The sequence below is a fragment of the uncultured Anaerovibrio sp. genome, from assembly GCA_902786545.1.
GTDB lineage: Bacteria > Bacillota > Negativicutes > Selenomonadales > Selenomonadaceae > Anaerovibrio.
Window position 1 is genome coordinate 1 of record CADACU010000020.1, and the last position, 13,046, is coordinate 13,046.

The following is a 13,046-nucleotide window of genomic DNA, read 5'->3' on the forward strand; positions in this document are numbered from 1 at the left end:
TTCAGCCGGCTTTGATGGTTGAAGTACCGGTTCAGCAGGCTGATGCTTCGGAAGCTGATACTGCCCTTCAGGTTGTTCAGCAGTCGGAGGAAACAGTGAATCTGACTCAACAGCCAGTTGGTCAGGCCCAGCAATCAGTTAGTCAGGCCCAGCAGCCAGTAAATGAGGTGCAGCCTCAGATGGTACAGCAGCCGGAGGTAAAAGCTGACCTGCCACAGCCTAAATCCATAGAGGCATTATTGAAGCCAGTGGACGGTGGCCAGCAGACGGCAGTGGAGAATCCTCAAAGCCAAGCACCAACAGCTATGTCCAATGAACAGCAGATGTTGGCAGTTCTGTCCGGGAAGCGGTATATCAACAACGCTCCACAGGCAGACAGTTCCCAGCCAGTTGAGCCACAGACGCAAATCATTGAGCCTGTAGCCGTACGAACCGCAGATGCAGCGCCAAGAAGTGAAGCGACTGCAAATCCTACACTGGAGGATGTAAATAATCTTCTGGGGCAGGATGTAAAGGTAGTAAACGGGGCTTCAGCCAAGCAGAATCTGAATCCGGATAGCCAGTCAAATCAGCAGCAAAGCTTCCAGCAGGAGCAGGTGGCTGATACAGCACAGGCATTTACTACCAGTCAGGTCGTTGAATCGAAAGAAACTCCTGCATTCACTGTTGAGAATGAGCCGGTACAGGCAGCCAATGTCCTCTCTGGTCAGCCAGCAGTAACCGATACTGTTCAGGTGGAAAACCAACAGCCAGTTAGTCAGGCCCGCACGGATTACCACATCACTCAGCAGATTGTTGAGCAGGCCAGACTTATCCGCAACGCTGAAAACACTGAAATGGTTATCAAGCTGAATCCAAGGCATCTTGGGGATCTTACCCTGAAGGTGGCGGTAAACAGCAATGGTGGTGTAACAGCTACATTCCATACTGATAACGCCCAGGTAAGAGCTTTGCTTGAAACTTCCATGATTCAGCTGCAGAAGGAGCTTAATGATCAAGGGATAAAGGTAGACAGTGTAGAGGTACAGACCGGTCTTACAGACGGACAGCTTCCGGAGGGACAGAGTCAGGGGTATTATCAGCAACAGGCTCAGCAAAGTGCCAGAAGTCAGAAGCTTGACTTAAAGGATTTTGAAGAGGATGTTGATCAGCTGTCAGCCGAGCCGGTGAACAATGCCACCGATGTTATTCGGGACAGTGAAGGAAACAAGATTTCCGACGGTGTCGATTACGCAGTATAAGCAGTATAAAATATAGAAAGGAGAAAAATATGGCAAATTCGTTGAATACAATCACGGTTGATGGTAAGACCTATGATTACGAAGAGTATATGAAGACTCAGGGTGTCAAGGCTTCCGAGGTTGGCAAGAAGAGCGAGCTCAATAAGGATGCGTTCCTTTCCCTGCTGGTAACCCAGATGCAGTATCAGGATCCGCTCAACCCAATGGACAATGGTGAATACTTGGCTCAGTTGGCTCAGTTCTCTGCCTTGGAGCAGATGACCAATGTATCCGATAAATTAGCTGATGTATATAGTCTGGTGGAGAATATCGATTCTTCCGTACTGGTTGGTCAGTTAAGCGGCATGATTGGTAAGGAATGTCAGTGGACCAACAAGGTGGATGGCCAGAGTGTTACTTATCAGGGCAAGATCACCGGTGTAAGCATTTCCGATGGTGCACCTTCAATTATTGCAACTGTTAAGGCTGCCGATGGAACTGAGATGACCACCAAGGTTGATATCAGTGCAATTACCCGCGTTGGTGAAAGCGTATGACAATAGGAGGCAAAGGGTATGAGTGACTCAAAAGTATTTTTTCCGTCACAGCCGATTTTGCCCGTGGATAATTCCAGCCTAACTCAGCGTAAAACCAATCATAATACCACGGCTGCAACGGGAGCATCATTTGCAGATATAATGCAGAAGGCTTCCCAGCGAGTTACTTTTTCAAGTCACGCATTGCAGCGTATGGAAAGTCGCAATTTGAATTTCAGTGAAAAGGATTTGCAAAAGCTGGATGACACAGTGACCAAGATGGCCCAGAAGGGGGCCCGGGAGTCCCTCATCTATATGAATGATATGGCTCTGGTGGTCAGTGTCGCAAACAGGACTGTAATTACCGCCATGGATGGATCTAGTGCTAAGGAAAATATTATAACGAATATTGATAGTGCGGCGATACTTTAAGCTTGGACCTATAGAGGAGAGCTGGAGGGACTGACTGACTGATGTCCCTCAAATTCAAAGCCGCATCAGACAAAGAAAAGGAGATTGATTCATTATGATGCGTTCACTTTTTTCCGGTGTTTCCGGCCTAAAAAATCATCAGACCCGTATGGATGTTATTGGCAACAATATTTCTAATGTTAACACCACTGGTTTTAAATCCAGCCGTGTAAATTTTGAGGACTCTCTGAGCCAGACCCTTACTGCTGCTTCTCAGGCTTCCGGTACCACCGGTGGTACCAACCCGAAGCAGATTGGTCTCGGTTCCAGAATTTCGGCTATTGATGTAAATTTCAAGGATGGTTCGGTACAGAGCACCGGTATCAATACTGACCTGTGCCTTTCTGGTAACGCTCTTTTCGTAGTACAGCAGGGCAACCAGACCTTCTATACCCGTAACGGTGCCTTTAACTTTGATGCTGATGGTAATCTGGTAAATGCAGAGGGCTTGTATGTACAGGGATATATGAATGCTTCCGCAACGGAGCATAAAACTATTAACACCAATGGCTCCACCTCATCTATTCAGGTTCGTGCCGGCAAGACCATGCCATCTGCCAAGACCGAGAAGGCAAATTATATAAATAATCTTAATTCTTCGGCGGCAACTATTACTGGTATTACAGCTACCCGTAAAGATGGCACTCAGGAGCCAATTACTGATTCTGTTACCGTTGGTGATGATGGCACGACCAATCCGTACATTGCTGCCGTACTGACCATGTCTGATGGTACAACCCAAACCGTAACCTCCGGTACATACACCACGACTCACAGCATTCCGCTTTCCACTACGGTGAAGATTTATGATTCCCTGGGAACGGCCCATGTTGTTCCTATTACTGTGGAAAAGACATCGGCTAATACTTGGGTAGCCAAGCTGGCTAAGGACGAGATTACGGAAGAAGATGGTTCCTATACTAAATTGGATATGGAACCGGCAACCATCAAGTTCAAGAATACAGGTGCCTTTGAATCCGGTAGTGCATCTTTAAATCTGACTTATTATGATAAGAAGGGGGGGGCGAAAACGGCAGCTGAGCAGACTGTGCCAATTACTTTTGACAATCTTACCCAGTATGCTAATTCCAGTACCATAAATGCCGAAGCGGATGGCTATGCCTCCGGTACCCTGGATACCGTTACTATTGATGAGTCCGGTACAGTTATCGGTACCTACACCAATGGTGTACTCCGTAAGGAAGCCCAGATTGCCGTAGCCCAGTTCACCAATGCCCCTGGTCTTACCAAAAAGGGTAATTCCCTCTATGTTGAGTCCCAGAACTCCGGTGTACCTAACATTGGCACCGCAGAGGGTTTTGGTGCTACCATTACAGCCTCTGCTCTGGAAATGTCCAATGTTGATGTGGCTGAGGAATTCAGTAATATGATTATTACCCAGCGCGGGTTCCAGTCCAACTCCAAGATTATTACTGTGTCTGACGAGATGCTGGAGAACCTTATCAATATGAAGAGATAATGATTAGTATTCTATATCTATAGTGTGTTAAATGTTTAAAGGCAGGTGCATCCTGCACCTGCCTTTAAATGTAATTTTTCTGACGGGGGTATCTTAATATGATTAAGCTGACTAAATTTAATTCTGATGGAAAGAAAAAAGGGGAATTTATCCTCAATGCAGAAATAATAGAGACAATCGAAGAAACCCCGGATACGGTTATCACTCTTACCAATGGCAAAAAGCTTATTGTGGAAGAACCTATGGAAGATGTGGTGCGCATGGTTGTAAAGTATAAGCGTGCCCTGTTTAAATAAGTATTTCATATTAGTATTATAGTCACGGATATTCATAAATTTTTGGCAAATAGTTGTAATTTGGCTAAATATTGCTAAAATAAGTAGTGTTGAATATATTTTGGTAAATTGGTATTTATCAATAGTATAGATAAAATGATAAAGGAGTGACATACAATGGCTGATGAAGAAAAGACTGAGGAACAGGCGCCGGAAGCTGCTAAAGCCAAGAAATTTCCGCCGCTTGTTATTATTGTTGTCCTTATTCTCTTTGGTTTGATATTGTCCGGTGGTATTGCATTTTTCATTACAACCCAGATGATGGGTGGCGGAAATGCGGCCGGTGGGGCCGAAGTAAAGCACCATGATCCGGGTGTGTTCGTTAAGCTGGGAGACCCTAAGGAGGGCATGATTGTCAATGTTGGCGGTATTAAGGCCAGCAGATTTCTTAAGGTCGGTATTGTAATGGAACTGAATCCGGAGAAGGAAGAGGTTGTAAAAGAAGGCAAACTGCTTCCTATGGCGGAAACCAAAATTATGGATTCCACCCTGCAGATTCTTCGGACTATAAAAATTGAAGAATTGGATGCCAATAAGCAGGATGACTTAAAGGCAAAACTGAAGAGCGAAGTAAACAAGGCCTTGGGAGAAGGCAGTGTTTACGATGTTTATATTACAAGCTTTATGCTTCAGTAAATAATCTATTACATATACATTATGAGAAGGAAAGGGGGATGAAGCTTGGCAGATGATGTATTATCACAATCTGAAATAGACAAACTATTGGCCCAGTTTGCTTCTGGTGAAGCTGATGCAGAAACCATGCAGAAGGAAGAAAGCACCAAGAAGATTAAGACATATGACTTCAAACGGCCGGATAAGTTTTCTAAAGACCAGATTCGAACGCTTAATATGCTGCACGACAATTTTGCGCGGTTATTCAATACATATTTGTCCACATATTTGCGGGCACTTGTATCGGTTGAAGTTGCATCAGTTGAGCAGCTGACATATCAGGAATTTGTCCAATCGCTTTCAAACCCTAGTGTTATTGGAATTTTGGCAGTACCGCCTTTAAAGGGAAACATCATTATGGAGATGAATTCCGGTATTGCATTTTCAATTATTGACCGTGTATTTGGTGGTCAGGGAGAGAACACCATCAATCCCCGAGTTTTAACCGAGATTGAGGAGGCCGTTATCAGGCGAATATTTGATAAGGCATTGGGACATCTCAGGGAAGCATGGTTTAATGTGGTTCAGTTCAATCCCAAGATTGAAGCAATAGAGTCAAACCCACAGTTTGCTCAGATTGTTCCACCTAGCGATATGGTGGTTATCATTACCCTTCAGACTAAGATCGGTGGGGCAGAAGGATTTATGAATATATGTATTCCTTATTTGGTTCTTGAACCAATTATGTCCAAGCTGACCACTACTTTCTGGGTTGCAGCAAATATTTCCAAGGAAGAGCACCCGGAACACGAGGATATGATACGCCAGAAACTGCGCAAGACAAAGGTTCCTGTTATTATACAAATGGGACAGTTTGATATTTCAGTTCGAGAGTTCCTGTCATTGAGCTATGGAGATGTTTTGCAGCTTGATACAAGAGTGGATGACGAACTGAAATGTATAGTCGGCAACAATACAAAATTTTATTGCCGACCAGGTACATCAGGTAAGAAAGCTGCTGTACAGATTACGAGATTGATTACGGAAGGAGATGAAGGTACTAATGGGTGATGCTCTTACACAGGAAGAAATTGATGCCCTCATGAATGGAGGCGGATCTTCTTCTAGTGATCCAGAACCTGCTGAGGCTGCACCAGCTCCTTCCAATGCTGAGGCACAAGGCACCCTTTCCGATATGGAAAAAGATGCCTTAGGCGAGATTGGTAATATTTCTATGGGAAGTGCAGCGACAACCCTGTCTGTACTTTTAGGTCATAAGGTAAATATTACTACGCCAAATGTTAAGCTTGATACGATGTCAGCCATTAAGGATGAATATCCTATGCCTTATCTGATTGTCGAGGTTGGCTATGTAGTTGGTATTAACGGCAATAACATTTTGGCCATTCAGGCACAGGATGCCTCTATCATTGCTGATTTGATGATGGGCGGCGACGGACTCAATCCACCGGAGGATCTCAATGAGATTCACATGAGTGCTGTGGGCGAGTCCATGAATCAGATGATGGGTACAGTTGCTACCTCATTGTCTACCATGTTCAATAAGAAAATCGATATTTCGCCACCAAAAGTTAATCTGGTAGATTTTTCTACCAAGGATAACCCGGAGGTCGATTCCATATTTGGTCAAGATGAACCAGTGGCGAGAATTTGCTTCCGCATGGAAGTGGATGGTCTTATTGACAGTGAGATTATGCAGATTTTGCCACTGGATGTGGCAAAGGAAATGGTGGAATTCCTGATGAACGGTGGACCTCAGCCGGAGGAAGAACCAGAACCGGAGCCAGCACCGGCACCAGCCGCTGCACCACCTGCGGCACCTGCACCAGCTCCAGCTGCAGCAGCACCGCCACCACCTCAGGCACCACCGATGGCACCTCCGCCACAGATGGCGCCACCGCAGATGATGGCTCAGCCAATGTACGCACCACCAGCACAATATGCGCAGTCCGCTGTGCTTGGGGCCGGTGTTCCGGTACAGGCAGCTCAGTTTGCACCGCTTACCAATGAGCCTATTGAGGCGAATACAGCTAACATCAGCTTGATTCAGGATGTGCCATTGCAGGTAACTGTTGAGCTTGGTCGGGCCAGAAAGTCCATCAAGGAAATTCTGGAGTTCTCCACCGGTTCCATTATTGAACTGGACAAGCTGGCTGGTGAACCAGTTGATATTCATGTTAATGGCCAGCTGACTGCTAAGGGCGAAGTTGTTGTTATCGATGAAAACTTCGGTGTGCGTATTACAGAAATTGTTAGTCCGCTGGAGCGGGTTCAGAGCCTGTAACGCCACAATTATTCAGTGAGTATAGTGGTACTTGTTAAATCCTAATGTTTAAGATATAATTAGGATAGTATAGTCAGAAAAAATTTCAATTCAGGATATGATATCTTTTAATGAGGAGAGATGACAAATGGCAGTTAGAGTATTAGTAGTAGATGACGCGGCGTTCATGAGAATGATGGTAAAAGACATTCTGTCCAAGAATGGGTATGAAGTCGTAGGTGAGGCTGAGAATGGTATGAAGGCTCTGGAGAAATATCAGGAGCTGAAGCCAGATCTTACTACTATGGATATTACCATGCCAGAGATGGATGGTATCAGTGCTGTAAAGGAAATCAGAAAGATTGATCCTAACGCAAAGATTGTTATGTGCTCTGCTATGGGTCAGCAGGCAATGGTTATTGAAGCAATTCAGGCCGGTGCCCGTGACTTTATCGTAAAGCCGTTCCAGGCAGATCGTGTTCTCGAAGCTGTTCGTAAAGCTGTTGGCTGATGAAGAACTGGAGTCATTTCTGCTCCATGGCATCTGTCCTATGTATTATTATATTGGTGTTGTCAGTGCTGTCGCCAGATTGTCTGGCGGCAGCTGATTCGGCAAGTGGCGGTGGTTATTTAGCCGGCTATGAGAATACCGATCCACAACCTTCTCAAATGTCATGGTGGTCGACATTGGCATATTTGATCAGCCTCGTGGCTGTGTTTGCCTTTGTGGTTGTCATGGCATATTTTGCGTCTAAATTTTTAGGCGGCAGGTTTGCGAATACTACCACCAACAGTGGTGGTAAGATAATGGAGCATTTGCCATTGGGGCCAAACAAATCAGTCTGTGTGGTTGAATTGGCGGGAAAGACCCTGATGTTGGGGGTTACGGACCAACAGGTCACTTTGCTGGGTGAAATAACTGATCCGGAAGAAATCGAACGGCTACGAAGACAGGCAGTAGCCCAGCCAGTGGATGACAGTATATTCGCCAGCCAGTTATCAACTTTGGATCAGCTGACCCAAAGAGTCCCTTCCTTTCTTAGGGACAGTATAAAGCGTAGAAGATAGGGGTTGTGAAGCTTGACCAAGCTGCAGCGGCTGCTCTTTTTGGGAGTGAGCCTGCTTTTCTTTTTTTGTTTCATGGGGGACGCTTCCGCTGCACCCCTAATACCAAATGTGAATATCGATGTGGGCTCTTCCGATAAGCCGCAGGATGTTGCAGTTACATTGCAGCTTATGGCGGTTTTAACCATTTTGTCCATAGCACCTTCCATTTTGATAATGACTACGGCCTTTATCAGAATTGTTGTTGTGCTTGGATTTTTGCGTAATGCTATGTCCACTCAGACAAGCCCGCCAAACATGGTTATTATCGGTTTGGCCCTTTTCTTAACATTTTATATTATGGCTCCGTATTGGAGTCAGGCCAATGAATACGGTTTGCAGCCGTATCTGGCTGGGCAGATAACCCAGGAGGAGGCCATTACCAATACGGTGGCACCAATAAGGGAGTTTATGTTCAAACAGACCCGGGAAGCTGATCTGGCTATGTTTGTCAATCTATCGGAAGCTCCAAGACCAAATGGACCGGAGGATGTGTCTACCTTTACCCTGATTCCGGCCTATATGATAAGCGAATTAAAGACAGCTTTTCAGCTGGGCTTTATGATTTATATTCCATTCATCGTAATCGATATGATTGTGGCCAGTACCCTTATGTCCATGGGTATGATGATGCTGCCGCCGGTAATGATTTCATTGCCGTTTAAAATCCTGTTGTTTGTATTGGTAGATGGATGGCATTTGCTGATAAAATCGTTGATAATCAGCTTTAAGTAGGGGATGATTAAGTGTCTGGAGATCTTGTTATACAGCTGGCTCAGGAGGCATTGCGTATTGTGCTGCTTGTGTCGGCACCTATGCTGGGCCTTGGACTGATTGTCGGTCTGATGGTCAGTGTGTTTCAGGCAACTACATCAATTCAGGAGCAGACCTTGGCATTTATTCCAAAAATCGTGGCGGTTTTCGTGGCTATTCTGATTTTTGGTCCGTGGATGCTGAGAATTATGGTGGAGTATTTTACAAATACTTTTGTAAATTTGCCTTTGTATATTAAATGATGAGGTAAAATAAGTGGATTTTTATGATTTACTGCAAAATCATGCTGCTGTTTTCCTGTTGCTGCTCACCAGAATAAGCGGCATATTTCTTATAGCGCCGTTTTACGGCAGCCAGAATATACCAATTTATTTTCGGGCAGGAGTGGCTTTTGCCATTTCCCTTATAATTTTTCCAGTGGTGGACCAGAATACAGTTATTGATGCACCGCCTACTGTGGTTGGCTATGGCTTCTCAGTGCTGCGGGAGCTGTTTATTGGCTGGCTTATAGGCTTTGTAGGCTATGTAACTATGCAGGCAGTGAATATTGCCGGTAAGGTCATGGATATGCAGGCCGGTTTTGCTGTTGTTAATGAAATGGACCCCACCTCCGGTCAGCAGGCCCCTCTTATTGGTAGCTTGCTGAACTATCTGATGCTGATGATGTTTTTGGTCACCAATGGCCATCATGTTGTTTTGGCCTCGGTTATCAGAAGCTTTGATGCAATCCCGCTTTTGGGAATGCACTATAATCCTTCCTTGGCGGAAATAATGGTGGACTTTACTGCCGGAATATTTGTTACCGGAGTAAAGATTGCTATGCCGATTACCTTTGCTATATTGCTGACCAATGTGTCATTGGGAATTTTGGCCCGCACCATGCCACAGCTGAACATTTTCGTAGTTGGTATTCCAATGCAGATTATGGTTGGTATTTTTGTATTGGCAATGTTAATTCCGTTCTATATTTTGTTCTTGGATGTGCTGTTTAATGAAATCTACGGAAATATTGTTATCGCGCTGCGAGCCATACAATAGAGAATATAGATTTAGTCCTTTCCAGCTTGATTTACAGCTGTTTGCCGGTGAAAAGACTGAGGAACCAACTGCCAAGCGTAAGGCTGATGCCAGAAAAAAAGGTCAGGTTGGGCGCAGTCAGGAGGTAAATGCTGCTTTTGTATTGCTGGTGGGCTTTTTAATCCTGCGCCTGTTGGGGGGCAATGCTGTGGCGGAGATAATGAATTACTCCACCTATGTATTTGGCAACCTTAACCAGGATATCAACGAAGAGAGCATAATGCAGATGTTTATTGCCATGATAATACTTTTGGCGAAGACATCTATGCCGTTGATGGTCTTTATTATGATTATCGGCTTGGCCATGAACATTGCCCAGGTTGGGTTTATGTTTACGACAGAGCAGCTGCAGTTCAATCCGGGAAAGCTAAGTCCTATCAGTGGTATCAAGCGAATGTTTTCCAAAAGATCACTGGTGGAGCTGGTTAAATCACTAATAAAAATTGTTATTATAGGATATTTTGTATTTTCATATCTTTCTGAGGAAATTTTTCAAATTCCAAAACTAATTTATATGGATTTGATTGCCGGTCTAATGAAGATGTCAGATTCGATATTCACTCTGGCGTTTAAAATAATCGGCGTGTTTATGATTATGGCGTTCTTGGATTACGCCTATCAGAAATGGCAGAATACCCAGGACTTGAAAATGTCCAAGCAGGAGGTTAAAGAGGAATTTAAGCAACAGGAAGGAGATCCTAAAATTAAGGGTAAAATTCGTCAGAAACAGCGTCAGATGGCCATGGCCCGTATGATGCAGGAGGTTCCAAAGGCGGATGTTATTGTAACAAACCCTACTCACTTTGCTGTTGCCTTGAAATATGAATCCGGAATGTCGGCACCGGTAGTCATTGCCAAGGGCCAGGATCTGGTAGCCCAAAAGATAAAGACTATTGCCAGAGAAAACCGGGTTCCAATAGTTGAAAACAAGCCGCTGGCCCGGGCTATTTATGCGTCAGTAGAGGTTGGCGGGCTGATACCACATGAGCTGTACAAGGCAGTGGCTGAGGTATTGGCGTATGTTTATCGGCTTAAACACAGAAATAGGTATGCTTGATTGTTAGGAGATCAACGATGGCTGCTTCAGATATGTCCGCTGAAAAAGGCGGCGGTTTTATAACTAAATACAGTGATGTACTGGTGGCAGTAGGTATTGTAACCATTGTAGTAATGATGATTATCCCATTACCTACCATGCTGCTGGATTTATTGTTGTGTATGAACATCACTTTGGCGCTGGTGGTTGTAATGGCGGCGATTTATAATGTTGAGGCACTGGATTTATCCGTGTTTCCATCTTTGCTGCTTATAACCACCTTGTTTAGATTGGCGCTGAATGTGTCATCCACCCGTCTTATTCTTCTGGAAGGATATGCGGGAGAAGTAATAATGTCCTTCGGTAATTTCGTTGTCGGTGGTAATGCAGTAGTAGGTTTTATCATATTCATAATCCTTATTATCATTCAGTTTATCGTTATTACCAAGGGTGCTGAGCGTGTAGCAGAAGTATCAGCCCGTTTTACCTTGGATGCAATGCCTGGTAAGCAGATGTCCATCGATGCTGACCTGAACCAGGGGGCTATTACTGACGCCGAAGCCAGTGAGCGAAGAACGAAAATTCAGCGTGAGGCTGATTTTTACGGAGCTATGGATGGTGCCAGTAAGTTCGTAAAGGGTGATGCTATTGCGGCTATCATCATTATTTTGATTAACATTTCCGGTGGTTTTATTATCGGTATTGTGCAGCGAAATCTGACTGTTCAGCAGGCGCTGTCCAACTATACCCTGCTTACTGTCGGCGAGGGTCTGGTAAACCAGATTCCTGCACTGTTGATTTCCACTGCTACTGGTATTATCGTTACCCGGGCGGCTTCGGAAAGCAACTTGGGTTATGATTTGGTTTCCCAGCTTGGCCGTAATGCCCGTGTATTTATGATAGCGGCTGGTGTGCTTCTGGCCCTTGCACTGGTGCCAGGCCTGCCAGGCTTGCCGTTCAGTATTTTGGCAGCTGTATGTGCCTACATTGGTTACAGCAAGACCCGTAGCGAGCAGAAGGTAGAAGAAACCGCTGTAGTACAGAAAAAGGAAAAAAGCAAAACGGAGGCCACCAAGCCGGAAAACATTGTTTCCCTGCTGCAGGTGGACCCGATGGAGCTGGAAATTGGTTACAGCTTAATTCCACTGGTTGATACCGGTCAGGGCGGTGATTTGCTGGACCGCATCGTTATGATAAGGCGTCAGTGTGCACTGGAGCTTGGCCTAGTGGTACCTACTATCCGTATTCGGGACAATATTCAAATAAAACCTAATGCATATATCATAAAATTAAAAGGAATTGAGATAGCAAAAGGCGAATTATTATTAGATCACTTTTTAGCAATGAATTCAGGTACTGTGTTTGAGGAAATTCAGGGAATTGAAACACAGGAGCCTGCTTTTGGCTTGCCGGCTTTATGGATACCGGAGGCATCCAGAGAACAGGCCGAGCTTAATGGTTATACCGTAGTGGATGCTGTATCAGTTTTGGCTACCCATCTTACGGAGGTTATCAAGGCGCATGCTGATGAAATCCTTGGTCGTCAGGAAACACAGAATTTGGTGGACAACGCCAGAAAGACCAACTCGTCCCTTGTGGATGAAATTGTGCCAGACCTGATGAATGTAGGTGAAATTCAGAAGGTATTGGCAAATCTCTTAAGAGAGCGGGTTTCCATCCGGGATATGGCTACAATTTTGGAGGTTCTGGCAGATTATGCCCGGGCCACCAAGGATACTGAAATTTTGACGGAGTATGTAAGACATGCTTTGTCACGACAGATTACTCAGCAGTATACCCAAAATAATCAGCTTACATGTATCACACTGGATCCAACGATTGAAAATCGCATTGCCGGGGCAGTGCAGCGTACAGACCGGGGCTCGTATGTAAGTATGGATCCTGATAGTATGCAGAAGATTTTGTCTTCCTTGGGGGCTGAGCTGCAAAAACTTACTGATATGGGGTACCAGCCTATTATCCTGACAAGCCCGACCGTGCGCTTGTATTTCCGGAAGCTGGTAGAACGCTCAGTACCAGGGATTATTGTTCTGTCTCATGCTGAGATAGAGCAGACTGTGGAGATACAGATTATTGGGGTGGTGAAGATTTAA

General features: G+C 44.9%; 15 protein-coding genes. All 15 read left to right on the plus strand.

Annotated features, from left to right (window positions below; all coding sequences use genetic code 11):
- The coding region (locus tag QZV24_RS05480) for a flagellar hook-length control protein FliK (RefSeq protein WP_294521243.1) at window positions 1-1,241 on the plus strand (1,241 nt) is incomplete at its 5' end.
- Between the two features lie 29 nt (window positions 1,242-1,270).
- On the plus strand, window positions 1,271-1,777 hold the full coding sequence (locus tag QZV24_RS05485; RefSeq protein ID WP_294521247.1) for a flagellar hook capping FlgD N-terminal domain-containing protein: 507 nt from the start codon (window positions 1,271-1,273) through the stop codon (window positions 1,775-1,777).
- Window positions 1,778-1,795: 18 nt separating this feature from the next.
- Entirely contained in the window at window positions 1,796-2,188 is a 393-nt protein-coding gene (locus tag QZV24_RS05490) for a TIGR02530 family flagellar biosynthesis protein (RefSeq protein WP_290655748.1), read from the plus strand.
- Window positions 2,189-2,282: 94 nt separating this feature from the next.
- Window positions 2,283-3,707, plus strand: a complete 1,425-nt coding sequence (locus QZV24_RS05495; protein ID WP_294521251.1) for a flagellar hook protein FlgE — start codon at window positions 2,283-2,285, stop codon at window positions 3,705-3,707.
- A gap of 98 nt (window positions 3,708-3,805) precedes the next feature.
- Entirely contained in the window at window positions 3,806-4,003 is a 198-nt protein-coding gene (locus tag QZV24_RS05500; RefSeq protein WP_290655744.1) for a flagellar FlbD family protein, read from the plus strand.
- A 156-nt stretch (window positions 4,004-4,159) separates the two neighbouring features.
- Window positions 4,160-4,678 (plus strand): flagellar basal body-associated protein FliL, encoded by a 519-nt coding sequence (locus QZV24_RS05505; RefSeq protein WP_294521255.1) that lies wholly within the window; start codon window positions 4,160-4,162, stop codon window positions 4,676-4,678.
- Window positions 4,679-4,723: 45 nt separating this feature from the next.
- On the plus strand, window positions 4,724-5,728 hold the full coding sequence (fliM, locus tag QZV24_RS05510) for a flagellar motor switch protein FliM (RefSeq protein ID WP_294521258.1): 1,005 nt from the start codon (window positions 4,724-4,726) through the stop codon (window positions 5,726-5,728).
- Complete coding sequence (fliY, locus tag QZV24_RS05515) at window positions 5,721-6,962, plus strand: flagellar motor switch phosphatase FliY (protein WP_294521261.1); 1,242 nt, start codon at window positions 5,721-5,723, stop codon at window positions 6,960-6,962. The genes fliM and fliY overlap by 8 nt, the downstream gene beginning before the upstream one ends.
- 127 nt (window positions 6,963-7,089) lie before the next feature.
- Complete coding sequence (locus QZV24_RS05520; protein WP_290655737.1) at window positions 7,090-7,452, plus strand: response regulator; 363 nt, start codon at window positions 7,090-7,092, stop codon at window positions 7,450-7,452.
- A gap of 26 nt (window positions 7,453-7,478) precedes the next feature.
- Complete coding sequence (fliO, locus tag QZV24_RS05525) at window positions 7,479-8,009, plus strand: flagellar biosynthetic protein FliO (protein WP_294521265.1); 531 nt, start codon at window positions 7,479-7,481, stop codon at window positions 8,007-8,009.
- Between the two features lie 72 nt (window positions 8,010-8,081).
- A complete protein-coding gene (fliP, locus tag QZV24_RS05530) occupies window positions 8,082-8,780 on the plus strand; it encodes a flagellar type III secretion system pore protein FliP (protein WP_290655866.1) in 699 nt (232 codons plus the stop codon).
- Between the two features lie 11 nt (window positions 8,781-8,791).
- Window positions 8,792-9,061, plus strand: coding sequence for a flagellar biosynthesis protein FliQ (gene fliQ, locus QZV24_RS05535; protein WP_290655734.1), 270 nt, complete (start codon window positions 8,792-8,794; stop codon window positions 9,059-9,061).
- A gap of 13 nt (window positions 9,062-9,074) precedes the next feature.
- Window positions 9,075-9,857 carry a flagellar biosynthetic protein FliR gene (gene fliR / locus QZV24_RS05540; RefSeq protein ID WP_290655732.1) on the plus strand — a complete coding sequence of 261 codons (783 nt, stop codon included), beginning with the start codon at window positions 9,075-9,077 and terminating at the stop codon, window positions 9,855-9,857.
- The gene (gene flhB / locus QZV24_RS05545; RefSeq protein WP_294521269.1) at window positions 9,811-10,953 is read left to right on the plus strand and encodes a flagellar biosynthesis protein FlhB; all 1,143 of its coding nucleotides are present in this window, start codon (window positions 9,811-9,813) and stop codon (window positions 10,951-10,953) included. Before fliR ends, flhB begins: the two co-directional genes overlap by 47 nt.
- A gap of 17 nt (window positions 10,954-10,970) precedes the next feature.
- Window positions 10,971-13,046: a flagellar biosynthesis protein FlhA gene (flhA, locus tag QZV24_RS05550; RefSeq protein ID WP_290655729.1), complete on the plus strand. Its 2,076-nt coding sequence runs from the start codon at window positions 10,971-10,973 to the stop codon at window positions 13,044-13,046.